Origin of the sequence: Kribbella sp. NPDC050459 (assembly GCF_040655315.1) — a bacterium.
Classification (GTDB): domain Bacteria; phylum Actinomycetota; class Actinomycetes; order Propionibacteriales; family Kribbellaceae; genus Kribbella.
In genome coordinates, this window is record NZ_JBFAJQ010000012.1 from 1 (window position 1) to 24993 (window position 24993).

At 70.9% G+C, this 24993-nt stretch carries 26 protein-coding genes; 19 read left to right on the forward strand and 7 right to left on the reverse strand.

All coding sequences use genetic code 11. The annotated features are described in order from the left end of the window. The first annotated feature begins 364 nt into the window (after positions 1-364). From AB0I12_RS31105 to AB0I12_RS31150, 10 genes are all read left to right on the forward strand, one after another. On the forward strand, positions 365-1882 hold the full coding sequence (locus AB0I12_RS31105) for a molybdopterin-dependent oxidoreductase (RefSeq protein ID WP_359936192.1): 1518 nt from the start codon (positions 365-367) through the stop codon (positions 1880-1882). 77 nt (positions 1883-1959) lie between these two features. Further along, complete coding sequence (locus AB0I12_RS31110) at positions 1960-2628, forward strand: fasciclin domain-containing protein (protein WP_359936194.1); 669 nt, start codon at positions 1960-1962, stop codon at positions 2626-2628. A gap of 2 nt (positions 2629-2630) precedes the next feature. Next, the gene (gene sigK / locus AB0I12_RS31115) at positions 2631-3242 is read left to right on the forward strand and encodes an ECF RNA polymerase sigma factor SigK (protein WP_359936196.1); all 612 of its coding nucleotides are present in this window, start codon (positions 2631-2633) and stop codon (positions 3240-3242) included. Next, positions 3239-3961, forward strand: a complete 723-nt coding sequence (locus AB0I12_RS31120; RefSeq protein ID WP_359936198.1) for an anti-sigma factor — start codon at positions 3239-3241, stop codon at positions 3959-3961. The genes sigK and AB0I12_RS31120 overlap by 4 nt, the downstream gene beginning before the upstream one ends. Positions 3962-3974: 13 nt before the next feature. Further along, positions 3975-4415 carry a PaaI family thioesterase gene (locus AB0I12_RS31125; RefSeq protein ID WP_359936200.1) on the forward strand — a complete coding sequence of 147 codons (441 nt, stop codon included), beginning with the start codon at positions 3975-3977 and terminating at the stop codon, positions 4413-4415. A gap of 114 nt (positions 4416-4529) precedes the next feature. Continuing rightward, complete coding sequence (locus tag AB0I12_RS31130) at positions 4530-5855, forward strand: DHA2 family efflux MFS transporter permease subunit (protein ID WP_359936202.1); 1326 nt, start codon at positions 4530-4532, stop codon at positions 5853-5855. Next, on the forward strand, positions 5852-6802 hold the full coding sequence (locus AB0I12_RS31135; protein ID WP_359936204.1) for a sigma-70 family RNA polymerase sigma factor: 951 nt from the start codon (positions 5852-5854) through the stop codon (positions 6800-6802). The genes AB0I12_RS31130 and AB0I12_RS31135 overlap by 4 nt, the downstream gene beginning before the upstream one ends. Beyond that, positions 6802-7557: an isocitrate lyase/phosphoenolpyruvate mutase family protein gene (locus tag AB0I12_RS31140; RefSeq protein ID WP_359936206.1), complete on the forward strand. Its 756-nt coding sequence runs from the start codon at positions 6802-6804 to the stop codon at positions 7555-7557. The genes AB0I12_RS31135 and AB0I12_RS31140 overlap by 1 nt, the downstream gene beginning before the upstream one ends. A gap of 83 nt (positions 7558-7640) precedes the next feature. Then, positions 7641-7856: an antitoxin gene (locus AB0I12_RS31145; protein ID WP_359936208.1), complete on the forward strand. Its 216-nt coding sequence runs from the start codon at positions 7641-7643 to the stop codon at positions 7854-7856. Positions 7857-8134: 278 nt separating this feature from the next. Further along, entirely contained in the window at positions 8135-8899 is a 765-nt protein-coding gene (locus tag AB0I12_RS31150) for an SDR family NAD(P)-dependent oxidoreductase (protein WP_359936210.1), read from the forward strand. On the opposite strand, the gene AB0I12_RS31155 is transcribed toward AB0I12_RS31150, so the two are convergent. From AB0I12_RS31155 to AB0I12_RS31165, 3 genes are read right to left on the reverse strand one after another with little or no spacing between them, the layout of a single operon-like run. Beyond that, complete coding sequence (locus AB0I12_RS31155) at positions 8896-10137, reverse strand: FGGY family carbohydrate kinase (RefSeq protein WP_359936212.1); 1242 nt, start codon at positions 10135-10137, stop codon at positions 8896-8898. The two genes, AB0I12_RS31150 and AB0I12_RS31155, sit on opposite strands and share 4 nt — an antisense overlap. Continuing rightward, the gene (locus AB0I12_RS31160) at positions 10134-12467 is read right to left on the reverse strand and encodes a glycoside hydrolase family 95 protein (protein WP_359936214.1); all 2334 of its coding nucleotides are present in this window, start codon (positions 12465-12467) and stop codon (positions 10134-10136) included. Before AB0I12_RS31160 ends, AB0I12_RS31155 begins: the two co-directional genes overlap by 4 nt. A gap of 56 nt (positions 12468-12523) precedes the next feature. Then, positions 12524-14416 carry an ABC transporter ATP-binding protein gene (locus AB0I12_RS31165; protein WP_359936216.1) on the reverse strand — a complete coding sequence of 631 codons (1893 nt, stop codon included), beginning with the start codon at positions 14414-14416 and terminating at the stop codon, positions 12524-12526. 114 nt (positions 14417-14530) lie between these two features. On the opposite strand from AB0I12_RS31165, the gene AB0I12_RS31170 reads away from it, so the two are divergent. Further along, positions 14531-14956 (forward strand): MarR family transcriptional regulator, encoded by a 426-nt coding sequence (locus AB0I12_RS31170; protein WP_359936218.1) that lies wholly within the window; start codon positions 14531-14533, stop codon positions 14954-14956. 122 nt (positions 14957-15078) lie between these two features. Here AB0I12_RS31170 and AB0I12_RS31175 read toward each other — a convergent pair whose 3' ends face one another. Continuing rightward, positions 15079-15996: a 2-dehydropantoate 2-reductase gene (locus AB0I12_RS31175; RefSeq protein WP_359936220.1), complete on the reverse strand. Its 918-nt coding sequence runs from the start codon at positions 15994-15996 to the stop codon at positions 15079-15081. 104 nt (positions 15997-16100) lie between these two features. On the opposite strand from AB0I12_RS31175, the gene AB0I12_RS31180 reads away from it, so the two are divergent. Together AB0I12_RS31180 and AB0I12_RS31185 are read left to right on the forward strand one after the other, a co-directional pair. Further along, the gene (locus AB0I12_RS31180; protein ID WP_359936222.1) at positions 16101-16628 is read left to right on the forward strand and encodes a maleylpyruvate isomerase N-terminal domain-containing protein; all 528 of its coding nucleotides are present in this window, start codon (positions 16101-16103) and stop codon (positions 16626-16628) included. Further along, positions 16625-17506: an alpha/beta hydrolase gene (locus tag AB0I12_RS31185; RefSeq protein WP_359936224.1), complete on the forward strand. Its 882-nt coding sequence runs from the start codon at positions 16625-16627 to the stop codon at positions 17504-17506. Before AB0I12_RS31180 ends, AB0I12_RS31185 begins: the two co-directional genes overlap by 4 nt. Positions 17507-17516: 10 nt before the next feature. Here the strand turns inward: AB0I12_RS31185 and AB0I12_RS31190 are convergent, their stop codons facing one another. Further along, positions 17517-18242 carry a hypothetical protein gene (locus AB0I12_RS31190; protein WP_359936226.1) on the reverse strand — a complete coding sequence of 242 codons (726 nt, stop codon included), beginning with the start codon at positions 18240-18242 and terminating at the stop codon, positions 17517-17519. Positions 18243-18278: 36 nt separating this feature from the next. Then, positions 18279-19139, reverse strand: a complete 861-nt coding sequence (locus tag AB0I12_RS31195; protein WP_359936228.1) for a LysR family transcriptional regulator — start codon at positions 19137-19139, stop codon at positions 18279-18281. Between the two features lie 76 nt (positions 19140-19215). Here AB0I12_RS31195 and AB0I12_RS31200 point away from each other — a divergent pair, with 76 nt between their 5' ends. Genes AB0I12_RS31200 through AB0I12_RS31225 form a run of 6 tightly spaced genes read left to right on the forward strand, consistent with a single transcriptional unit; the run spans position 19216 to position 24370 of the window. Further along, a complete protein-coding gene (locus tag AB0I12_RS31200; protein ID WP_359936230.1) occupies positions 19216-19737 on the forward strand; it encodes a dihydrofolate reductase family protein in 522 nt (173 codons plus the stop codon). A 27-nt stretch (positions 19738-19764) separates the two neighbouring features. Then, a complete protein-coding gene (locus AB0I12_RS31205; protein ID WP_359936232.1) occupies positions 19765-20766 on the forward strand; it encodes a LacI family DNA-binding transcriptional regulator in 1002 nt (333 codons plus the stop codon). A gap of 40 nt (positions 20767-20806) precedes the next feature. Next, the gene (locus AB0I12_RS31210; protein WP_359936233.1) at positions 20807-21769 is read left to right on the forward strand and encodes a Gfo/Idh/MocA family oxidoreductase; all 963 of its coding nucleotides are present in this window, start codon (positions 20807-20809) and stop codon (positions 21767-21769) included. Between the two features lie 19 nt (positions 21770-21788). Then, a complete protein-coding gene (locus AB0I12_RS31215; protein WP_359936235.1) occupies positions 21789-22802 on the forward strand; it encodes a Gfo/Idh/MocA family oxidoreductase in 1014 nt (337 codons plus the stop codon). Between the two features lie 3 nt (positions 22803-22805). Beyond that, on the forward strand, positions 22806-23663 hold the full coding sequence (locus tag AB0I12_RS31220) for a Gfo/Idh/MocA family oxidoreductase (RefSeq protein ID WP_359936237.1): 858 nt from the start codon (positions 22806-22808) through the stop codon (positions 23661-23663). Then, positions 23660-24370, forward strand: a complete 711-nt coding sequence (locus AB0I12_RS31225; protein ID WP_359936239.1) for a 2OG-Fe(II) oxygenase — start codon at positions 23660-23662, stop codon at positions 24368-24370. Before AB0I12_RS31220 ends, AB0I12_RS31225 begins: the two co-directional genes overlap by 4 nt. Here the strand turns inward: AB0I12_RS31225 and AB0I12_RS31230 are convergent. After that, positions 24363-24989: a hypothetical protein gene (locus AB0I12_RS31230; RefSeq protein ID WP_359936241.1), complete on the reverse strand. Its 627-nt coding sequence runs from the start codon at positions 24987-24989 to the stop codon at positions 24363-24365. The two genes, AB0I12_RS31225 and AB0I12_RS31230, sit on opposite strands and share 8 nt — an antisense overlap. Positions 24990-24993: the final 4 nt, after the last annotated feature.

Below are 24993 nucleotides of genomic sequence, written 5' to 3' on the forward strand. Positions count from 1 at the left end.
AGACGGACTTGGGTTGTCGACGAGGGCGGAACCGGGCTGCCCGCAGGGTCAGGGAGCTGGTGGGGGCGGCGTACGAGCAGGTGGGCGCTCACATCACGCAGACAAACCTACGACTGACCGCCGAAGCCGGCCACCACAAAGGCGGACCTGGGCTGTCGACAAGGGGTGGAACCGGGCTCAGGGTGGTGGGAGCGGCGTACGAACAAGGTGGCGCTCAGGTCGCGCAGACAAACCTACGACCGCCCGCCGGAACCGACCACCACTCTCAACCTCCTGCCAACCTCGTGCGTGAAAGGCCTACACGAACCTTTGAGGAGGCCTCTTCTCCCCCATCCGGAGGGGCGTCGGCTTCGAAGGTCTGTACATGCACAGGTTTCTCGGAGCGGTTGGTGGTGTGGTTGCGGCCGGTGTGGCGCTTGCGGTTGGGTATCTTGTTGCCGATCTGAGCGGTGGGCCGTGGCCGGTGGATGCGGTCGGTGTGCAGGTCATCGACTGGGCGCCGGGGCCGGTGAAGGACTGGGCGGTGCGGTCGCTCGGGACCGCCGATCGGCCGCTGCTCCGGGTCGGTATCTGCGCGGCCCTCGTGATCGTCGCCGCCGTCGCCGGTCTGATCGGCGCTCGGGGACGGCGGCGGACGGCGGTCGGGATCGCCGGCGGGTTGGGCCTGGTCGGTCTCGTGTTTGCGGTCTTCAGCCGGTCGTCGGCCGGGAACCTGGTCGACCGGTTGCTGCCGGCAACTGTCACGCTGGTCGTCGCCGTCGCCGCCATGTGGCTGGTGGTCCGTGGCCCTCATACAGCCCGTCGGACAGCAACGGCGCAACCGGCCGGGTTCGACCGGCGGCGTTTTCTCCTGACCGTGTCGGCGCTCGCCGCGACGGGGGTGGTGAGCGCCGGCGCCACGAGGGTTGTCGGAGGGTCTGGAAACGAGCTCCGGGCACGCGTCCGGGTTCCTCGGCCGACGGAGGCCGCGGGTCCGCTGCGCGCGAGTGTCGACGTACCGGGGATCAGCCCGTTCACGACACCGAACAGCAAGTTCTATCGCGTGGACACGTTGCTGCAGGTGCCCCGGATCGATCCGCGGGATTGGGAACTGCGCGTCCACGGACTTGTCGACAAAGAGCTCCGGATCTCGTTCGACCAACTGCTCGGACGTCGCCTGGTCGAGCGCGACATCACCCTGACCTGCGTGTCCAACGAGGTCGGCGGGCCGTACGTCGGGAACGCCCGGTGGATCGGCGTGCCGATCGCGGACGTCCTGCGCGAGGCCGGCGTCCGGGACGGCGCCGACGCGGTGAAGTCGACCAGCGTGGACGGTCTCACCATCGGTACGCCGTTGTCCGCGCTCACCGACGGCCGGGACGCGATCTTCGCGGTCGCGATGAACGGTGAACCGCTGCCGTTCGAGCACGGCTTCCCGGTCCGGATGGTGGTGCCCGGGCTGTACGGGTACGTGTCCGCGACCAAGTGGATCGTCGACTTCGAGGTCACCAGGTTCCAGGATTTCAGCGCGTACTGGACCGACCGCGGCTGGTCGGTCGAGGCGCCGATCAAGACGTCCGCGCGGATCGACGTACCGAAGGCTTTCGCGACCGTCAAGGCCGGGCCTGCGATCGCGGCCGGGGTCGCGTGGGCGCAGCACCGCGGCATCCGCAAGGTCGAGGTCCGGGTCGACAACGGCCCGTGGCAACCGGCCCGGCTCGCACCGGTCGACGGCCCGGACACCTGGCGGCAGTGGACGTTCCGCTGGGACGCCACGCCTGGCACGCACAAACTCACCGTCCGCGCGACCGACGCGGCGGGCGAGATCCAGACCGATCGGCAGGCGCCGCCGCGCCCGAACGGCTCGAGCGGACTGCACAACACGGTCGTGATGGTCGAGTGACCCATCCGGCCCGCGACCCGCTCCGAAGTACTCCCGAACTGTTCAGCCAGCACCCTCCTCAGGAAAGAGATCACCTCATGTCCAAGCACCTCACCCGCGCCGGTCTCGCCCTCAGCGCACTGGCTCTCGCAATGACCGCATCCGCCTGTGGTGGTGACGACGACAACGGCGCCGCAAGCGGTACGAGCACCACCAGCACGAGCAGCAGCGCACCGGCGACGAGCACCACGCCGTCGATGAGCGAGGCCGCCGCCGGCCTGGTCGGACCGGGCTGCGCCGACTACGCGAAGGCGAACCCGTCGGGCGCCGGCTCCATCGACGGTATGGCGGCCGCGCCGGTGGCCACCGCCGCGTCGGGCAACCCGCTGCTCACGACGCTGGTCGCGGCGGTCTCCGGCAAGCTGAACCCGAAGGTCGACCTGGTCTCCACGCTGAACGGCGGCGAGTTCACCGTCTTCGCCCCGGTCGACACCGCGTTCGCGAAGATCCCGGCCGCGACCGTGAACACGCTGAAGACCAACGACGCGCTGCTGACCAAGATCCTCACGTACCACGTGGTCGCGGGCCAGCTCGACCCGATGGCGGTCGTCGGCAAGCACCCGACCGTCGAGAAGCAGGACGTCACGGTGAGCGGCTCGGGCGACGCCCTCAAGGTGAACGGTGCGAACGTGATCTGCGGCGGCGTGAAGACAGCGAACGCTACCGTGTACCTCATCGACTCCGTGCTGATGCCCCCGGCAAGCTGACCGTGACCGGACCTACTTCGCTGCCCTGGCCCGCCGGATCGCACCCGCGATCCGGCGCGGTCGGCGACGGCGACCTCCTGGCGCTGACCGCGACCGGCGACACGGCCGCGTTCAGCGAGCTGTACGACCGCGTCGCCCCCTCGGTGTTCGGGCTGGTACGGCGGATCCTCCGCAACCCTGCCCAGTCCGAGGAGGTGACCCAGGAAGTCATGATCGACGTCTGGCGCAGCGCGAGCCGGTACGACGCCGGCCGGGGCTCCGCCCACTCCTGGATCCTGACCATCGCGCACCGCCGGGCGGTCGACCGGGTCCGCTCCGAGCAGGCCGCCGCCGATCGCACCGAGCAGGTCGGTGCGCGGACCGCCGAGGTCGAGTTCGACCAGGTCGCGGACACCGTCAGCACCCGGCTCGAGGCCGAGCAGGTACGGCGCTGCCTCGATTCGCTGACCGGGCTGCAACGGGAGTCCATCGAGCTCGCGTACTACAACGGCTACACCTACCCGGAGGTCGCCCAGCAACTCGGTGCCAAGCTTCCGACCATCAAGGCGAGAATGCGCGACGGCCTGATCCGGCTCCGCGACTGCCTCGGAGCCACAAGGGGGCAAGGATCATGACGGAACCCGATGTGCACACCCTCACCGGTCCGTACGTTCTCGACGCGCTGCCCGACGACGAACGGGTCCGCTTCGAAGCCCACCTGGCCGAATGCGCGTTCTGCACCACCGAGGTCGCGGAGCTCCGCGCGGCCGCGGTGAAACTGGCCACCCAGGTGTCGGCCTCGCCACCGCCCGCCCTGAAGGCGAACGTGATGGCGGCGATCGAGCACGTCCGGCAACTCCCCCCGGTCGTCGAGGGCGGGCCGGCCAGTCCCGCCGTACCGCGCCGGTTCGGTCGCCGGTCGGTGCTCACGCTCGCTGCTGCGGCCGTCGCGGTCGCGCTCAGCGGCGGGGTCGCGGTCGACCAGTACCGGGACCGGCAGGCGGCGGAGCGTGCCAACCGGCAGGTGGCGGCCGTTCTGGCCCAACCCGACGCGCGGACCGTTCACGGGGCGGTCCAGGGCGGCGGTCAGGCCACGGTCGTCGCATCGGCGCAGGCCGACAAGTCGGTCGTCGTACTGCGGGGCCTTCCGAAGCTGCCCGACGACCGGACGTGGCAACTGTGGATGATCGACCAGGGCAAGACTGCGCACTCGGTCGGCCTGGCCGCGGGCGACCTCACCCAGGTCGTCAACGGCTCGACCGCCGGGATGACGGCGTTCGGACTCACCGTCGAGCCCGCCGGCGGCTCCCCGACGCCGACGCTGCCCGCGGCCGCGCTGATCGCGTTGACCTAGTAGCGTCCCGGGTATGGAGCAGGCGGCGGCCGAGGTACGGGAGCGGGTTCAGGCGAGCTTCGACCGCCAGGGGCTGATGAGCCATCTCGGGGCGCGGATCGCACACATCGGGCCGGGCGAGGTGCACATCGTGCTGCCGAGCCGGCCCGAGGTCACGCAGCAGCACGGCTACTTCCACGCCGGCGCGACGAGCTCGATCGCGGACAGCGCCGGCGGGTACGCCGCGTTCACGCTGTTCCCGGAGGGTACGTCGGTGCTCACGGTCGAGTTCAAGATCAACCTGCTGGCCCCGGCCGAGGGCGACCAACTGGAGGCCGTCGGCACGGTGATCAAACCCGGCCGCACCCTCACCATCTGCCGCCTGGAGGTCTTCGGCATCACCTCCACCCAACGCACCCTGGTGGCCGCCGGCCAGCAAACCCTCATCCAGATCGAGTCCCGACCCGAACGCTGAGCGGACTTTCTCTCATCGCAGCGATGAGTTCGGGGCTCGGCGGCGGTCTGTAGGGGTGTGAAAGAGACTGCTGAGCAGAGATGGGTTCTGGGACTGGCCTCGATCGGGTCGGTCATGGTGGCGTTGGACGTTCTGGTGGTTGCTGCGGCGTTGACCACGATTCGGGCGGATCTTGGCGCGTCGGCCGAGCAGCTGGAGTGGACGGTCAACGCCTATGGGCTGAGTTTTGCGATGTTGCTGATGACGGCCGCCGCGATCGGTGACCGTCTGGGCCGACGACGCACGTACGCCGCCGGGCTGGCCGTGTTCACGGCCGCGTCCGTCGCCTGCGCCCTGGCCACGACGTTGCCGCTGCTGATCGCGGCCCGGGCTGTGCAGGGCGTCGGTGCGGCGATGGTGATGCCGCTGGCGATGGGGCTGCTCGGGGCCGCCTTCCCGCCGGAGCGGCGCGGCCGGGCGATCGGCGTGTTCAGCGGCGTCACGGGGATCGCCGTACTGGGTGGTCCGCTGATCGGCGGCGCGGTCACCGAAGGGCTGTCGTGGCAGTGGATCTTCTGGATCAACGTACCGATCGGCGTGGCGGCGATCGCGTTGGTGCTGACGAAGATCGGTGAGAGCACCGGCCCGGCGCGACGGCTCGACCTCGTCGGCGCGGTCCTGATCAGCCTCGCCGTACTCGGGCTGGTCTGGGGCACGGTGCGCGGTGAGTCGTCCGGCTGGACGAGCGCGGAGGTCCTCGTCGGGTTCGCGGCCGGGGTGGTCATGCTGGCTGCGTTCGGCTGGTGGGAGCGGCGGACGGATCACGCGATGGTCCCGCTCGCGTTCTTCCGGAACCGCACGTTCAGCGCGGCGAACTCGGCCGGCTTCTTCCTCAGCGCGGCGTTGTTCAGCGCGGTCTTCTTCCTGTCGCAGTACATGCAGGCCGTGCTCGGATCGGCGCCGTTGAAGGCCGGCCTGCACCTGCTGCCCTGGACCGCGACCCTGTTCGTGGTCGGCCCGATCGCCGGCCGGCTGGTCGAGCGTGTCGGCGAGCGCCCGCTGGTGGTGATCGGTATGGCGCTGCAGACCGCCGGCATGTTCTGGGTCAGCCGCGGCGCGGACCACTACTGGGGGCTGGTCGTGCCGCTGGTGGTCACCGGCTGCGGGATCTCGCTCGCGATGCCCGCGGCGCAGAGCGCGGCGATGGCGGCGCTGCCCCGGGAGGCGGTCGGGATCGCGTCCGGGATCTACAGCATGAACCGGCAGCTCGGCGGCGCGGCCGGGGTGGCCGTGCTCGGTTCGGTGTTCACCGCGGCGGGCGGCTACACCGGTGACGGCTTCGCCCGGGCACTCGCCGGATGCGGCGTACTGTCGTTGCTCGGGGCCGTCTCGGGGCTGGCCATCGCTGCCCGCCGCAGTGCCGAGGTCGTGCCGGAGAAGGTGGTGGAAGGAGTCCGATGAACCTCGAGGAGGAGTTCGCGCAGTACCGGGGTGAGCTGGTGGCGCACTGCTACCGGATGCTCGGGTCGCTGCACGACGCCGAGGACGCCGTCCAGGAGACGTACCTGCGCGCCTGGCGTGGTCACGCGGACTTCGAGCACCGTTCGTCGGTCCGGACCTGGCTGTACCGGATCGCCACCAACGTGTGCCTGAACCTCCTGCAGCACAGCAGCCGGCGGGTCGTCCCGTCGGCGCTGGGTGCCCCGGGCAACGATCCGGACGAGCTGCACGGCCAGGCGCTGGAGGTGCCGTGGCTGGAGCCGTTCCCGGACCGGTTGCTCGGCGCCGACCCGGCCGCGGTGGTCGGCGACCGCGCGAGCCTGCGGCTGGCGATGGTCGCCGCGATGCAGCACCTGCCGCCGCGGCAACGCGCCGTACTGATCCTGCGCGAGGTTCTCACCTGGCCTGCCGCGGAGGTCGCGTCGTTGCTCGACACAACGACTGCCGCGGTGAACAGTTCGCTGCAGCGGGCGCGGGCCGAGCTCGCCCGGCTGCGGCCGCGGGAGGACGACCTGAGCGAGCCGCACGAGCCGGTACGACGGGCGCTGCTCGACCAGTTCCAGGCGGCGATGGAGAGCAAGGACCTCGTCGCTCTGGAAGGGCTGTTCAGCGCGGACGCACGGTGGGAGATGCCGCCGATCCTGACCTGGTTCAGCGGGCGTACCGACGTGCTGCGGCTGCTCGACGCGAAGCTGCGGCCGGGGCCGGACCGACGGGTCCTGGTCGAGACCTCGGCGAACGGACAGCCCGCGTTCGCGCTCTACATCCACGGCTCCGACGACCACTTCCACGCGCACTCGATCAAGGTCCTGACCTGCACCAAGGACGAGATCTCGGCCGTGCTCGCGTTTCATCAGCCTGCCCTGTTCCCAGCCTTCGGGCTGCCCCTGATCCACAGGAGATCCTGATGTCTTCAGCAACTACTTTGCGGGAGCTGCACGTTCCCGGCACGCCGCTCGTCGTACCGAACGCCTGGGACGCGGCCTCGGCCCGCCTGGTCGAGGAGGCCGGCTTCGCCGCGGTCGCGACCAGCAGCAACGCGACAGCGGCGGTCCTCGGGTACGACGACGGTGAGTACGCGCCGGTCGACGACGTCCTGGCGGCCGCGGCACGGATCGCGCGGTCGGTGTCCGTGCCGGTCACGGTCGACTTCGAGCGTGGTTACCACCTGGCTCCGGCTGAGCTGGTGGAGCGCTTCGTCGCGACCGGCGCCGTCGGACTCAACCTGGAGGACTCCGATCCGGCGACCGGCCGGATGATCGACGCCGGTGCGCAGGAGGACTTCCTGGCCGCGGTGCGGGCCGCGGCCGGCGACGCACTCGTGATCAACGCCCGGATCGACACGTTCGTCCGCCGAGCCGGTACGGCGGACGAACAGCTGGCGAGCGCGCTCGACCGCGGCAACCGCTACCTGGCCGCCGGCGCCGACTGCGTGTACCCGATCGGCGCCGGTGACCTCGACCTGATCTGCACGCTCGCCACGCAGATCGACGGCCCGGTGAACGTCGGCTACGGGCAGGGCGTCAATTCCGTCGCGGACTACGCCGCGCGAGGTGTCGCCCGGGTCAGCTTCGGCCCGATGTTCCAGCGGCACCTCTACGCGACGTTCGCCGGGACCGTGCTCCCCGCACTCACGGCGGATCGGAATCCGTTCACTGCCTGACCGCCCGGTGTGTGGGAGCCGGGCGATCGGGTAATGGCGGTTCGGTAGTAGAAGGCAACCATCGAGAGAACGGGGACACCGCGATGGGCATGTTCGACAACATGAAGGACAAGGCCGGCGACCTGGTCGACGAGCACGGCGACAAGGTCGACGAGGGCCTGGACCAGGCCGGCGAGTTCGCCGACGAGAAGACCGGCGGCAAGTACGGCGACAAGATCGACCAGGGCACCGACATGGCCCGGGACCGGCTGGACAACCTCGACGGCCAGAACGACGACCTCCGGGACAACGATTCCTGAGCTCGTTCCGGCGCGTCGGTACGCCCGAGCGGCCGCGGAACTCGCCGCGGCCGTCCGGCGCACCCCCGGCAGGGGGCCGGCGAGGCCCTGGTCGATGCTCTTGGCAACAGGTTCGCTGAGAGCCCGCTGAGCGTTGGCTGGCAGACGCTGCGGGCGACCGAACCGTCGCGCGGGGTGAGAAACGCCGAGGGGGGTACGTCTCGCGGGCCGCAGGACGTACTCTGCCTCTAGCAAGGGGTGGATGGGGCTGCAGGGGGGAACTGCATGATGCTGGATTTTTGCCTGCGCTCGGGGACGGGAAGCCGGTGACGCCGCTACGGCGGATCCTGGTCTGGATCTCTGGCGCGTCGGCCGGACTGGGGGCCGCGCTGGCGGCGACGATTCCGTTCGAGAGCGCCGAGCTGATCGACATCTCACGCCGTGGCGGTACGCCGGGGGCGCACCATGTCGCGGTGGATCTCGCCGACCCGGACTCGTGGCCGGTGGTCGACAAGGACTTCCGGCAGCGGATCGAGGCCGGCGATCCGGAACTGGTGGTGTTCATCCACAACGCCGGGACGCTGACGCCGCTCGGCTCGGCGGATCATGTCGACACCGAGCAGTACACCCGTAACGTGCTGTTGAACTCCGCGGCCGCGCAGGTGCTCGGGCAGTCGTTCCTGAGCGCGCTGTCCGGGCGGGACTGCGAACAGCACCTGATCATGGTGTCGTCCGGTGCGGCGAGCAGACCGCACGAGGGCGAGTCCAGCTATTGCGCGGGCAAGGCCGCGATCGACCAGTGGGTGCGCACGGTCGGGCTCGAGCAGCGGCGCCGACATCCCGGCTGCCGGGTCGTCTCCGTGTCACCCGGCTCGGTCGACACGGCAATGCAGGCCGAACTGCGCGCGGCCAGTCCGTTCGAGGTTCCGGTGTCGAGCCGCTTCCGCGAGATGGAGGCCCTCGGCAAGCTCTCCAAACCCGAGACGGTGGCGCGGTCCATCTGGTCGCTGCTCGACCGTGACGTCGCCAGCGGCACCGTCCTGCACGTCCGCGATCTGACCTAGAGCGCGCTCCGCGCCAGCCGGTGGACCTGCGCCCGCGTCGCCGGGTACAGCTCGGTGAAGGTTTGCAGCAGGCTCGCGTACGTCGGCGCCGTCGCCGGGTCGGGCGCCACGACGTGATCCGGTCTGGTCCAGTCGGTGTCCGGTGCGCGCAGCAGGTGACCGCGGCCGTGCCGCAGCGTCAGGCCCGCGATCACGCCGCGTGCCAGCGGGTCGTAGATCGGGGTCCGCTCGCCGCTGAAGTACGGCAGCAGGACGAGCCCTTCACTGCCCGCGGGGACGGCGGCCGCTTCCGCGAGCAGCGTCTCGAAGGGTGCACCGCCGGTCAGGTCCTGAAGCCAGGTCGTAACCGTCCCGGACGTGGCCATACCGGCGGCCAGGGTGTGCGATCCGCGCTCGACCCCGGACGTCGTCCAGAGGCCGCGCACGCTCGTCGGGGCGGGAAGGACCTGGACGAAGAACATCGTCGAGCCGTACATCAGCATCAGGTCGCCGGGCCGCCGTACGCCGACGCTGAACGCCTCTGCCCACGCGTCGACGGTCCCCGCGACGACCGGCGTCCCTTCGGACAGGCCGGTCTGCTCCGCGGCGGCCCGCCGTACGACACCCACCTGTTCGGACGGCCACACCAAGCGTGGCAATGCGAGACCCGGCAGGACTGCTTCCACCCAATCCGCTGCCCAGTCCTGCCGGCGGATGTCGTAGAACGGGTCGCACTGGCTGGCCGTGTGGTGGTCGAGCATCCATTCGCCGGTCAGCCGCGCCACGACGTACGTGTGCGCACTGAACCAGCGGTCCTGCGGCCGCCACGCGTCACCCGCGGCGCGCCGCAGCCAGGCCAGCTTCGGCCCGATCGCCTGGCTGGACAGGTCCTTCCCGCAGCGCTCCAGGATCGCGTCCGCGCCGAGCTGCTCGGTGATCTCGGCGATCTCGCGGGTCGAGCGGGTGTCGACGCCGTACAGGATCGCCGGCCGCCGCGGGCGCAGGTCGTCGTCGGTCTGGACGACACACGGCCCGAGACCGGAGACGCAGATCGCCGCGACATCGGTCGTGTCCAGCTCGGCGAGGACCTCGACGACGTCGCCCCACCAGTCGCGCTCGGGATCCATCTCGGCCCAGCCCGGCTGCGGCAGGCTCGGGGCGTGGTCGCGGCGTGCGACCGCCACGACCTCGCCGTCGAGCGTGCTCAGAACAGCCTTCGTACTGCCGGTACCGATGTCGACGCCGATGACGAAGCTCATCCGGCAATTGTCCAGGTGTACGGGACCCCGGCGGTGAGAGACACCTCCTCGCGACGCTCGCCGTGGCGGAGGACGACGGTGCCGTCCCGGTCGGCCGTCAGGACGGCGTGCGCCGCGTCCGCGGACCAGGTGAGGTCGACGCCGACGCCGCCGCGGGCGCGCAGACCGGTGATCGAGCCCTCCGGCCAGGCGTCCGGCAGCGCTGGGAAGATCTCGAGCTCGCCGGTGTGGCTCTGCAGCAGCATCTCCGCGATCCCGGCGGTCGCACCGAAATTGCCGTCGATCTGGAACGGCGGGTGCGCGCAGAAGAGGTTCGGGTACAGGCCCGAGCCGTCCCCCACGTAGTCGGTGCCCGAATCGGAGGCCGGAGTCAGCAGCTCGCGGACCAAACGGTGGGCGGCCGCGGCGTCGCGGAGCCTTGCCCACAACGAGATCCGCCACGCCAGCGACCAGCCCGTGCTCTTGTCCCCACGCAACTCCAAGGTGCGGGCCGCGGCCCGAGCGAGCTCCGGCGTACCGTCCGGGGTGATCTGGTCGCCGGGGTGCAGGCCGATCAGATGGGACGTGTGGCGGTGCTGCGGCTCGGCCTCGGCGAAGTCCGCCAGCCACTCCTGCAGCTGGCCCCGGCTGCCGACCTGCGGGTCGGGGATGCGCTTGCGGGCGGCGGTCAGGTCGTCGACGAGCGGGTCGGCGAGCTCGAGCTCGGCCGCGGCCTGCACGCAGCGGTCGAACAGGTCCGCGATCAGCGACAGGTCCATCGTCGCGGAGGTCGTGACCGAAGCGGGTTCGCCGTCGGCGGCGACGTACTCGTTCTCCGGCGAGGTCGACGGCGCCGTACCGAGCGTGCCGTCCGGGAGCTCGAACAGCCAGTCGAGACAGAACTCGGCGGCACCGCGGAGCACCGGCCAGGCGCCGCGGAGATATTCGCGATCGCCGGTGAACGCGTAGTGGTCCCAGAGGTGACGGCACAGCCAGACGCCGGCCATCGGCCAGTTCGACCACTTCGGGTTGCCGTCGACGGGCGCGGTCCAGCACCAGGCGTCGGCGTTGTGATGCGCGGTCCAGCCCTTCGTGCCGTAGAGCTCCTCGGCCGTACGGCGTCCTGCCTCGGCGAGGTTCGCTACGTAGGTGAGCAGGGGCTCGTGGCACTCGGACAGGGACGTCGTCTCCGCCGGCCAGTAATTCATCTCGGTGTTGATGTTGACCGTGTAGTTGCTGCTCCACGGCGGCTGCAGATGCTCGTTCCAGATGCCCTGCAGGTTGGTCGGCAGGCCGCCCGGGCGGGAGCTGGAGATCATCAGATAGCGCCCGAAGTTGTAGATGAGCGCCGCCAGTCCCGGATCGTCGCCCGCGGTGGTGAGCCGCCGGTCGGTGGTCAGCTCGACATCGGAGGGCAGTGTGAGCACCGAACGCCGGAAGAGCTCCTGGTAGTCAGCTACATGCTCGTCACGCAGGTCCTCCGCCTTGGCAAGCGCAGTTCGGACTGTCGTGTCGGCGGCATCGCGGCACTCTTCGCGGGTGCGTGTCGGTGTGATCGCCGGTCCTTCGTAGCCCGTGGCCGTGGCGAGTACGACGTACAGCTCGGTCGCTTCGCTGACGGTCAGCGCCTCGTCGGTCGCCGTGACGGATCCGTCGGTGTGCGCCCGCAGTACGACGGCCGCGCTCATGCCACGGTCGTCGCCGTCGGAGTACTGGATCGGGTCGGCGGCGTTGCCGTGCGGCGGGGCGACGGACGACGGGCAGGTCGCCAGCAGCGCCAGCCCGTTGTCACCGACCACCTCCGTGGTCGAGCGGAGCTGCGAGGTGAGGCTGAGCGTCACGGTGAGCGGCTGCGATGCGCCCAGACGTAGGATCAATGCCTGCGCTGGCGCGCTGACGAACACTTCCTGCCAGACCTCGACGCCGCCGACCTCGTACTCGGCCCGCGCCACTGCGGTGTCCAGGTCGAGCCGCCGCCGATAGTTTGCGACGGCACCCGACGGCCGGTAGTCCAGCAGCAGGTCGCCGAGCGGCATGTATGCCTGCGAGTGCCCGCTGTGGAAACCGTGCGAGAGCTCCTCGGCCATGCGGACGTCGCCCTGCGCCAGCGCCGCCCGGACCCGGTCGACCGCCGCCGCGCCGACCTCGCCGATCGGCGTCGACAGCCGGCGGGTGGTCTCCGGGCTGCCCGACCACAGCGTCTCGTCGTTCAGCGCGATCCGGTCACGCTCGGCGCCGCCGAACCACATCGCCCCGATCCGGCCGTTGCCGAGCGGCAGCGCCGCGAGCCAGTCCGCCGCGGGAGCGTCGTACGTGAGCTCCGTGGCGGCCGCAGTCATCCGATCTCTCATACGGCAGATCCTCCCCCGCGCACGACGCGCCGCGCGACCGGGGGTCCGGCAGGTGGTCAGGCGGCCTCGGCGAACTGGGTCGCGTAGAGGTCGGCGTACAGCCCGCCGCGGGCGAGCAGCTCGTCGTGCGTGCCGCGCTCCTGGATGCGGCCGTCGTCGAGGACGAGGATGACGTCGGCGTTGCGGATCGTCGACAGCCGGTGCGCGATGACGAGCGACGTCCGGCCGGCCAGCGCGTTCGCGAGCGCGGTCTGGACGGCGGCCTCGGACTCGGAGTCGAGGTGCGCGGTGGCCTCGTCGAGGATCACGATCGACGGCGACTTGAGCAGCAGCCGGGCGATCGCGAGCCGCTGACGTTCGCCGCCGGACAACCGGTACCCGCGGTCGCCGACCACGGTGTCCAGACCGTCCGGAAGGCTGTCGACGAGGGCAGCGATCTGCGCCGCTTCGAGCGCCGCGTGCAGCTCGTCGTCGGTCGCGTCCGGGCGGGCCAGCTGCAGGTTGGCGCGGATCGTGTCGTGGTACAGGTGCGAGTCCTGGGTGACCACCCCGATCGCCGCGCGCAGCGAGGTCTGCGTGACCTCCCGTACGTCGTGACCGCCGACCAGGACGGCGCCGCCGGTGGCGTCGTACATCCGGGAGACGAGCGAGGACAGGGTGGATTTGCCGGCGCCGGACGGGCCGACCACGGCGACCATCTGCCCCGGCTCGACGGTGAACGTGACGTCCTTCAGGACCTCGTCCCCGGTCTCGGCCGACAGCGTCGCGACCGATTCCAGCGAGGCGAGCGACACCTCTTCCGCGGACGGGTAGTGGAACGACACGTGGTCGAACTCGATCGACGGCTCCGCGGTCGCCGGCAGCGTCTTCGCGTCCTTGCGATCGGCAACCATCGGCGGCAGGTCGAGGACCTCGAGCACCCGCTCGAAGCTGACCAGCGTGGTCATCACGTCGACCTGGATGTTGGACAGCGCGGTCAGCGGGCCGTAGAGCCGGTTCAGGTACGCCGTCAGCGCGACGACCGTCCCGATCCCGACCATCCCTTCGACGGCGAAGACCCCGCCGACGCCGTACACGAGCGCCACCGCGAGCGCGGCGACCAGCGTCAGGGAGACGCGGAAGACACCGGCGTACATCGACGTGGTGACGCCGATGTCGCGGACCCGGGCGGCCTTCCCGGCGAAGTCCCGGGAGGCGTCCTCGGTCCGGCCGAACACCTTGGCGAGCACCGCGCCGGCGACGTTGAAGCGCTCGGTCATGGTCTGCGCCATGGTGGCGTTCAGCTTGTACGTCTCCGCCGTCGCCGCGCGCAGCTTCCCGGCGAGCAGCCGGGCGGGAATGACGAACAGCGGCAGCACAACGAGCGCGAGCAGCGTGATCTGCCACGACATCACGAACATCGCCGCGAGCACCAGCGCGACGCTGAGCAGGTTGCTGACGACGTTGGACAGTGTGGAGGTGAACGCCTGCTGGGCACCGAGGACGTCGCCGTTCAGGCGCTGGATGAGCGCGCCGGTCTGCGTCCGGCTGAAGAACGCGACGGGCAATTGCTGGACGTGGTCGAACACGGCGGTGCGGAGGTCGTAAACGAGACCCTCGCCGATCCGCGCGGAGAACCAGCGCTCGGCGAGGGTGATCGCGCTGTTCGCGATTGCGAGCAATGCGACGACGAGAGCGAGCCACACGACGACCTCGGCATGGCCCGGCACGATGCCGCGGTCGATGATCGCGCGGAACAGCAGCGGGGTGACCGCGCCGGTGCCGGCGTCGAACGCGACGAGGACGACGAACACGGCCAGGTAGCCGCGGTACGGACGGGCGAAGGAGAGGATCCGGCGGAGGGTGCCCGCCGACAACTTGTGATGCCGGACGGAGGAGTCCTTCAACAGCGAACGCATCGCACGCCCGCCGCCGGATCCCCCGCCCGGAAAGCCGGAGATCTGCGACATGCAGTTCCTTCCAGTCAGGGATCAAGATATACTGAGGTTAACTCACTATGAGTCAACCTCACAACCACCTCGGTTTGTTCCCCTCCGGTGAAGAAGGGCCACTAGGCTCTGGACATGCATGCGCCTGATGACGCGGCCGAACAGATCGCCGGCCTACTGGACGGCATCGTCCGCCGCCAGCGCCGAGCCGGCCGCGAGGGCTTCGGCGAAAGCGTCACCCACGGCCAGTTCCGAGTCCTGCGCACGCTCGACCACGCCGGCGAGGCGCTGCGACTGAACGAGCTGGCGGCGCGGCTGGGCATCGTCCCGCGCTCGGCGACCTCGGTCGTGGACGACCTCGAGGCGGCCGGGCTGGTGGCGCGGCAGCCGGATCCGCACGACCGCCGCGCCACGCTGGTGGATCTCACGCCCGACGGCCGCAAGATCCTCGCCACACTGCGCGAGAAACGCCGCGACGTCATGGTCAGCCAGCTGGCGAGGCTGACCCCCGAGGAGCAGCAAACCCTAGCCCGGCTCCTCCAGCGCCTCGCCGAGGACTAACCCGCTCCCGGCCGTTTGAGTGGTTAACCACGCACGATGCCCCTTCGCCCCTCGCATACGGGAGGGTGAAGGGGCACGTTCAGGGGTTAACTACTCAAACGGGTTCGGGGCCGCGGCGTGGGTCAGTTGCCGGTGGCAAGGGCTCGGGCGGTGGCCAGGTCGTAGAGGAAGGTGTTGACCGGGGTCGGGACGCCGGCGGCGTTGCCGAGGCGGACGACGGCTCCGGTCCAGGCGTCCAGTTCGGACGGGCGGCCGGCGATCAGGTCGCGCTGGAGTGAGGTGGTGCCGTCGGCGGGGAGCTGGTCGATCCAGGCCAGCGTGCGCGGTACGACGTCGGCTGCGAGCTGGATGCCGCGGGCGAGCGCGACGTCGCGGATCTCGGTGATGGCCTCGGTGAGCAGCCGGCGGGTGGCGGGGTGGGTGCGGAGCACGCCGTACGCGGCGCCGGTCGCCGTACCGAGGCCGCCGCCCGGAACGACCGACAGGAACTTCGTCCACAGCGCCGCCCAGATGTCGTCCGGGACGTTCGCCTGCAGGCCCGCGCCGACGACCGCGTCCCGCAGCCGGTCGGTCCGCGGCGTGACCTGGTTGTCCCACTCCCCGACGTTGAGCTTCCCGTTGCCGAGGTGCCGGACGACACCAGGACTCTCGACGTACGCGATCACCTCCGCGGCACCGGGCAGTACGGCGTCCCGCCCGTAGACGTCCGCGACCTGGCCGGGCGCCTCGACCCCGTTCTGCACGGTGACGATCGCGGTGTCCGCGCCCACCAGCGGCCGGATCGCGGCGATCGCTTCGGGCAACTGCCACGTCTTCACGCAGACCAGCACGTAGTCGACCGGACCGATCTCCGCCGGATCGCTCGTCGCCCGCACCGGCAGCCGCAGGTCACCGGCCGGGCTCAGTACCGCGAGTCCGTCGGCGTTCATCGCTTCCAGGTGCTTGCCCCGCGCGACGAACGCCACGTCCTGCCCGGCGGCGGCCAGCCGCGCGCCGAAGTAACCGCCCACCCCACCCGCGCCGACGATCCCGATCCTCACAGCCCACTCCCTCTGTCCGATTCAACTGGTAACCGTAGCGCGGTGGATTGAGAGGTTCGCGCAATCGGCCGATGCCGCCCCGTCCGGGCTGGTTGATTGTCGGCATGCGTACACCGACGACAACACCCGCGCAGGCGGCCGAGCTGATCCGGCGCGACCAGAACCTGCTGCTGAGCCGGACCGAAGGCTTGACCGAGACCGAGCTGCGCGCGCCGTACGACGTGGCCGCCGGGCCGCTCGGGGACTTCTGCGACTCGCTGCACGATCTGGTCGCGCACGTGCTGATGTGGGACGAGATCACCCTCGCCGTGCTGCGGGACGCCCGAGCGGGCCGGCTGCACTGGAGTCTCGATCCGCGCTGGGAGACCGCCGACAGCGGGCGCGCACTGAACCTCGGCGGCGTGGAGGCGGGCCGGCGGATCCCGTCCGAGCTCGTGCTGCACCGGTTCCGCAGCGTCGGCGCCGCGCTCGTCGACGAGATCGCGCAGTACGACGACGGCACCTGGACGGACCCGTCGACGGGCGCCGGGTTCGACGGCGGCATCGGCGCGCTGGCGGAGTACGTCTCGACCACGCCGGACGGGATCCTGTTCGCGCACGCGGCCCGCCACCTGGCTATGGTGCGCGCATGATCCACGAGATCGTCGACAGCCCGCAGTACGGGCCTGAGACGGACGCCTTGCGGAAGCTGCTCGCCGACCAGCCGGATCATCCAGGGCTGGATCCGTACCAGGCGCTGCTGCTCGATCGGGAGGAGCTGCCCGACCCGGCCGTGGCCGGCGAACGTGACCCGCGGGTGGCCGTCGAGGACCTCGCGGTCGAGTTGCCCGGCCGGACGCTGCAGGCCCGGCTCTACCGGCCGTCACCACGGCCCCGGCCCGTTCTGCTCTGGCTGCACGGCGGCGGATTCGTCGGCGGGGACCTGCGGGACATCGAGTTCGCGACCTCCGGGATCGCCGCCGCCGGCAACGTCACGGTGATCTCACTCAACTATCGCCTCGCGCCCGAGAACCCTTGCCCGGCGGGGCTGCACGACGTCAGCGACACACTCGCCTGGATCCGCGCGAACGTCGACGGCGACGGACGGATCGCTGTGGGTGGCCAGAGCGCGGGCGGCGCACTGGCCGCCGGCGCCTGCCAGCTCGCCCGCGACGCGGGTGCGCCACTCCCCGACCGGCAGATCCTGTGCTATCCGGTCCTGGACCTGCATCCGGCCGCCGACTGGCACGAGTGGTACTTCGGAGCACGCGACATCCCTGCGGGCGCCGTACCGCTGCAGGCCGCGACGCTCGCCGGGCTGCCGCCGACGCTGATGCTGGCGGCCGGGCGGGACTGGTTGCGCGACGACGCGCTCGCGTACGCCGGTCGTCTGGAGCAGGACGGCGTGCCGACGCGGCTGGTCGAGTACGCGGACACGATGCACGCGTTCCTGAACTTCCCGGCGGCGCTCTCCGCCGGGCGGCACGCGGTCGAGCTGATCGCGGCGGATCTGCGGGCCGCGTTCGGCTAGGACCTGGGTCCTAGTGGTCGGCGCGGTGGGTGAAGAACCGGGCCGGGTTGCCGGCGGCGCGCGGATTCGACGCCAGCCAGGTGGTGAACGAGTCGGGATGGCGGCGTTCGAGCTCGTCCAGGTAGGCCCGCCGTACGTCGACCATCGCCTGCCGGTGGTCGGCGCTCATCGCGCGCTGGAGCTGGTTGAAACTGCGGCGCCAGGCCAGGCACAGCTCCTCGTCGCTCAACTCGCCGACGCTGCGCACCACGGCGGTCAGGTACTTCGGCATCGGCCACTGGGCGGTCGGGTCGGGGTCCGCGCGGACCGCCTTCAGCTGCCGACTCGATGCCTTGGGCAACCGGATGCGCCGGCGCGGCAGCGTCCCCGCCGGGCGCTCAGGGCGACCGGAGCGCAGCCATCCCACGACCGGGGGCGAGATCCCGACGATCAGCAGGAGCAGGACCGCGGTAGGCGCGCCGATCGCGGCGGCGTACCCGCAGACCGCGAGCAGGCAGAGTCCGCCGAGAACCGCGCCCCGCGGCACCACGTGCAGCAGGTCCGACGACGGCAGGTCGCGGCTGAGGCCGATACTGAGAAAGATCGCTCCGGTGGTGAACGCGGCGACCACGAAGGCCGCGAGATTGGTCGCCGGTGACACGAACACCAGCGCGGCCAGCACTCCGATCACGGCCAGCATCACCACGGCTGCCCGCCAGATCCGCAGATATCGCAGCTCGGCATCCACCATGCTCACCCAGTGCCCCATCGCCCGGCCCTGCAACCGGAGTCCTCAGGCCAGTGTGACGCGTTTCAGGGCTGCAATGAAGGCTGCTGTGGCCGGCGGGTCGGGAGGTTCGCCGTACGTCGCGAGGAGGATCCGCCGGACGACCGGCAACTCCGTCGAGCACACCCCGTCGGCGAGGTGCGATCGCAGCGCCAGGCCGGGCGAGGTGGTGACGCCGAGCCCGGCCCGGACGAGGGCCTGCTTGACGATCACGTCGTCGCTGGTGAACGCGATCCGCGGCGTGAACCCGGCGTCGGCGCAGTGCTGCAGCAGCTCGCGGCGGCAGTTCTCACAGCCGGCGATCCAGTCCGAGTCGCGATGGTCGGTGAGAGTCTCACCGGGGCGGCTGCTCAGCAGGTGGATCGGGTCGTCGCGCAGGTAGCTGTAGCGGATGCCGTCGTCCGGCTGCTCGTCGTCGTACCGGAACACGATCGCGAGGTCGATCTCCCCCGCCCGCAGCTGCCGTACGGCGACCCGCGGGTGGGCGTCGGTGAGTTCCAGCCGGAGGTCCGGGTAGTCGCGGCGCAGCTCGGCCGCGGCCGGTGGCACGAGTTCGCTGAGTGCCGAGCTGAAGGCGCCGACCCGGACCCGGCCGGAGCGCAGGCCCACGAGCGCGGCGAGCTCGGCGTCGGCGGCGTCGACGCGGCCGACGATCTCGGCGGCACGGCGGGCGAGCACCTCCCCTTCCGGGGTGAGCCGGATCCCGCGGCCGGCCTTCTGCACCAGCTTCGCTCCCGTCGCGGCCTCCAGCCGGGCGAGGTGATGACTGACGGTGGGCTGCGTGTAGTGCAGCGCCGCGGCCGCCGCCGTGACCGAACCGTGCGCGGCGACCGCGGCCAGCACCCGCAGCCGGACCAGATCGAGCATGTATCGATGCTATCTATGCCTCTGCCGTCGAATTGGCATTGGACGCATGAATGGCCGCCGGGCGACGCTGGTGACCATGACCGGCACAGTGATCTGGCACATGACGATGTCCCTCGACGGCTTCATCGGGGACCGCGACGACAACCTCGGCTGGACCTCGCTCGCGGACGGCGGGCCGTCCGGTCTCGGCGCGGAGGTGATCGCCGGCTGTGGCGCGTTCCTGTGCGGCGGCAAGCGGGTCGAGGCGGTCGGCGAGAACCGTCCGTACGGCGGGGCGTGGCAGGGCCCGATCCTCGTCTACACGCGCAAGGACCCGGCCACGAACCCGATCCCGGAGTTCACCTACGTGAGCGGCGACATCCGCGACGTGGTGGCGGACGGGCTGCGCGCGGCCGCCGGCCGGAACCTCGTCGTCACCGGCGGCGCCGTTCCCCGCCTGGCGCTGGAGGCCGGCCTGGTCGACGAGATCGTCCTGCACGTCGTCCCCGTGCTGCTGGGCGAAGGCGTCCGCTTCTACGACAGCCCCGGCGTGCACCCGACCCGGCTGAAGCTCCGCACGGCCGAGAACCTGAACTTCCGGTTCGGGATCGTGAAGTGATGCAACCGGTTGCACTATCGTGGCCGCATGGCAACACGTACCGGGGTCACGATTCGCGAGGTCGCGATCGCCGCCGAGGTGTCGCGGTCGACGGTGTCGCGGGCCTTCACCAGGCCGCAACTGCTCAGCCCGGAGACCGTCGAGCACGTCCGCGCGGTCGCGGCCCGGCTCGGGTACGTCGGGAACCAGGCCGCGCGGGCGCTGTCGACCGGCCGGTTCGGGAACATCGCGGTCGTCGTACCGGACATTGCGAACCCGTTCTTCCCGCCGCTGGTGCGGAGCCTGCAACTCGCCGCCGAGACCGCCGACCTCGCGGTGTTCCTCGGCGACTCCGACGAGTCGGCGGAGCGGGAGGCCAAGCTGATCGCCCGGCTGGCACCGCAGGTCGAGGGCTTCGTGCTCGCCTCGCCGCGGCTGTCCGAGGAGCTGATCCGTGGACTGGCCGCGACCCGTCCGGTCGTCCTGGTGAACCGCGACCTCGACGGCATCCCACGAGTGCTGATCGACTCGTCGGGCGGGATGACCGAGGCCGTGCTGCTGCTGAAGAAACTCGGCCACGAGCGGCTGGCGTACCTGGCCGGACCGCGTGACTCCTGGTCGGACCAGCAGCGCCGGGACACCCTCACGCAGACGTCCGCGAAGGCGGGACTGACGGTCGAGATCATCGAGGTCGGGCGGCCCACCTACACGGCCGGGCGGGACTCGGTGTCGGCGCTCGTCCGGTCCGGGGCGACCGCGGCGATCGCGTTCGACGACGTGGTCTCGCAGGGAGTGCTGGCCGGGCTCGAGGTGCGCGGCCTCTCGGTGCCGGCGGACTTCAGCCTGGTCGGCTGTGACGACACCCTCGCCCCGCTCACCACGCCCGCGCTGACCAGCGTCTCGGCCGGGGCGGCGACCGCCGGCACGGCGGCCGCGAAGCTGCTCGTCGACCTGCTGGAAGCTACCGAGCCGAGCGCCGGGTGCGTGACGATCGCGACGCACCTGGTCACCCGCGCGACGACCGCGCCGGCACCGAAACCCGCGCCGTGATGCGTTGACGTGCAACCGGTTGCATGCTGGAATCACGGATATGACGCGAATCGCGATCGCCGGCGCCGCCCACCCGCACGTGGCCTATGCGACCGCCGAGGTCGACCAGGTCGCCGCGTTCGAGCTGGTCGCGGTGGCGGACCCGTCCCGCGAGAACGCCGAGCGCTGGGCAGCGCCGTACGACGCCAAGGTCTTCACCGACCACCGGCAGATGCTGCGCGACACCGAGCCTGACGTCATCATGGTCGCCGGCATCTACGGCGACCGCGGCCAGGCAGTGGTCGACGCGCTCAACGCCGGCTGCCATGTGATCGCCGACAAACCGCTGTGTACGACGCTCGAGGATCTGGACGCGATCGCCGAGGCCGCGCGCCGCACCGGTCGGCACGTGACCCTGCTGCTCGAGAAGCGGTACTACCCCGTCACGCTCGCCGCCGTGCAGATCGCCGACCGGCTCGGCGCCATCCACGGCGTGACGTCGTCCGGCCCGCACAAGCTGAACCGCCCGACCCGTCCGGCGTGGTTCTTCGAGCGCGAGCGGTACGGCGGGCTCCTGAACGACCTCGCCGTGCACGACATCGACGCCGCCCTGCTCTTCACCGGCCTGACCGCCGGAACCGTCAGCGGCACCGTCGTGGACAGCTCGTACGGCGTGGCGACGCTGAGCGGTCCGGGCGCGGTCATCACCGCCGGCGTCGACTGGATGAACCCGGCCGGCTCGCCGGTGCACGGCGACTACCGGATGAAGCTGGTCGGCACCGAAGGCACCGCGGAGCTGCTCTGGGCCCGCAACCGCCTGGTCCTCACCACGACCGACCTGGCGCCGCACGACGTACCGCTGCCGGCCGGCTTCCGGCCCGCCGAGAAGCCGCTGCAGGCGCTTGCTGCAGGCAACGAACCGGACATCACGACGGACCGGAGCCTGCTCGTCACGCGGATTGCCCTGCTGGCCCAGCGCTCGGCAGAGACAGATGGAAGCCCACTGGCCTGGACAGCTGACTAGCCATCGATCGGAGATTTACATGCGTTTCGCCCTCATCGGCGCCGGCGTGATCGGCGCCGTGCACGCCCGCCTCCTCGAAGCCCTCGGGGACGAGGCCGTCCTGGTCGCGGTCGTGGACAAGGACCTCGACCGCGCCGGCAAAATCGTCTCGCAGTACGGCGGGCGCGCGTACCCGGCGCCGGCCGACGCGTACGCCGCCGAGGAGATCGACGCCGTCGGAATCTGCCTGCCCAGCGCGCTGCACGCCGACGTCGCCGTCGAGGCGCTGCACGCGGGCAAGCACGTCGTCGTCGAGAAGCCGGTCGACATCAGCCTGGCCGCCGCGGACCGGCTGATCGACGCGCAGCGGGAGACCGGACTGACCGTCGCCGTGATCAGCCAGCGCCGGTTCCAGCCCCCGGTCGCGCAGATCCGGGCCGCAATCGACAGCGGCGCGCTCGGCCGGGTCACGTCCGGGATCGCCGAGTCGGCGTTCTTCCGGCCGCAGTCGTACTACGACGGCGACGACTGGCGCGGCACCCTCGCGGTCGACGGCGGCGGCGCCCTGATGAACCAGGGCATCCACGCGCTCGACCTGCTGGTCTGGATGCTCGGCCGCCCGATCCGGGTGAGCGCACAGACCGGACGGCTCGCGCACGAAGGCATCGAGGTCGAGGATCTGGCGGGCGCGACGATCGTGTTCGAGAGCGGGGCGATCGGTCTGATGCTCGCCAGTACGGCGGCGTACCCGGGCCGCCCGGTCCGGCTGACGATCCACGGCGACCAAGGCACGGCGGTCCTCGACGACGACCAGCTCGCCTACTTCGCCGCCGCGGACGCCACGGCACCCGAGGCGACGGCGTTGGAAGGACCGGACGGCTGGGGGCCGACCGAGCTCGCACACCTCGCGCAGTACCGCGACTTCATCGCCGCCGTCCGCGAAGGCCGTCCGCCGGCCGTGACGCTGGAAGCGGGTCGGCGGTCGCTCGCGACGGTGCTCGCGGTTTACGAGTCCGCCCGCTCCGGGCAGCCGGTCGAGCTGAAGGAGAACTGATCCATGCCGCTGCGCATCGCTCTCGTCGGCACCGAGAACAGCCACGCCGACCACATCGTCGAGCACCTCAACGTCGACCCCGTCGCCGACACCGCGCGCATCGTCGCACTGGTCGGCGCGGACGACGAACGCAACCGCAAGCTCGCCGCGACCGGCGGCATCACCCAGATCGTGCCGACATCGGCGGAGCTGCTCGGCGGTGTCGACGCGCTGATCGTCACCAACCGCGACGGGGCGCTGCACCGCGAACACGCCGTACCGTTCCTCGAGGCCGGTCTGCCCGTGTGGGTGGACAAGCCGTTGGCCGCGAGTACGGCGGATGCGCGGGCGATCCTGGACGCGGCGCGACGCGGTGGTGCTGCGGTGACGTCGTACTCCGCGGTGCGCTGGGTCGCGGACGCGGATGAGCTCGCGGCCGCCGAGGTCGGTGAACTCCAGGCGGTCACTGTCACCGGGCCGGCTGATCCGGACAGCGAGTACAGCGGGATCTTCTTCTACGGAATTCATGCGGCCGATCTGGCGCAGCGGCTGGCTCCCGGCGAGCCGGGTCCGGTCACCGTCGAGCGGGTCGGTTCCACTGTGGTCGTCCGCTACCTGTGCGGCGGGGTGCTCGTGACCTTGCAGCTGGTGAAGCCGACGGACGACGGGCGGGTGCCGTTCCACGCCGAGATCGTCGGGCGCACCGGGCTGGTGAGTCACGACGTACGGCTGGACTCGGAGTACGTCGTCCCTGGTCTGAAGGTGTTCCTCGACATGCTCGAGACCGGCGAGCGCCCGCTCGACGACGCGAGGATGCTGGCGCCGATCACCGTGCTGGAGCAGACTCACACGATCCTGCGCCAGCCCGTTCAGGAGGTATGAACAGGTACGAGCGACGAGTGTCCGGAGCCGACTGGGATGCGGTGGCGGCGGAGGTTGACGACCTCGGTTGTGCGTTGCTGCCGCAGCTGCTGACCCCGGCCGAGTGTGCACAGATCGCCGGCATGTACGACGACGTCCAGCGGTTCCGCGCGACGATCGACATGGCGCGGCACCGGTTCGGCGAGGGTCAGTACCGGTACTTCGACCGGCCGTTCCCCGAGGCGGTCGAGTCGTTGCGGCAGGCGCTGTATCCGCGGCTGCTGCCGATCGCGCGCGACTGGTACGCGAAGCTCGGCCGGGAAGCGGAGTGGCCGGACACCCTCGACGAATGGCTGGACAGGTGTCATCAGGCCGGGCAGGTCCGGCCGACGCCGATCCTGTTGCGGTACGGCGCGGGCGACTGGAACGCCCTGCACCGGGATCTGTACGGCGACAAGGTGTTCCCGCTCCAGGTCGTGATCAACCTGAACGACCCGGGCGCCGACCACACCGGCGGCGAGTTCCTGCTGGTCGAGCAGCGGCCGCGGGCGCAGTCGCGGGGTACGTCGACGCTGATCCCGCAGGGCCACGGGCTGGTCTTCACGACGCGCGATCGGCCGGTGAAGTCGGCGCGCGGCTGGTCGGCCGCACCGGTCCGGCACGGCGTGTCCGCGATCCGCTCAGGTCAGCGCCATACGCTCGGGCTCGTGTTCCACGACGCTAAATAGCGCTGCAGATGTCCCACGCCGACTGCTGCAACAAGGCCGCGGTCTCGTTGTCGAGGCCCTTGACCGGGGTGTCGATGCCGACCGGGTCCTCGTCGAGCAGCGCGATCAGGAAGACGCACGCCGCGAGATAGCTGCCGGCGAGGGCCGGGTGGCTGTTGTCCGCGTCGTGGAGCGCGGGTTCGTCGTGTTCGGCGAGGAAGTGTTCCCAGATCATGCCGACCGGGACGAGCGTCGCGCCGAGCTCGACCGCGGCGGCGCCGTACGCGTCGGTCAACGCCCGTTGGGTCTCCGGCGCGTTGCGGCGTGCCCAGGTCAGGTACAACGCCGTCCGCGCGCCGGCCGCGGTGATCGCCGCACCGAAGTCGCGGGCACTCTCGCGGAAGCGGTCCGGACTCTTGATCGGCAAGGTGCTCTGCTCCTGCAGGACGACGGTGTCGTAGCCGCCGTTCGCGATCTCGTCGAGCGCCTTGCCGGCGTTGAGATGCTGCCGCAGCGAAGCGCCACCGGCCGAGATCAGCTTGTGCCCGACCTCGATCCCCCGCGCCGCAGCCAGCCCCTTGATCAACCCGGGCAGGTTGTTCCGCGACGTGAAGCTGTTACCCACAAACAGAATCCGCACGACA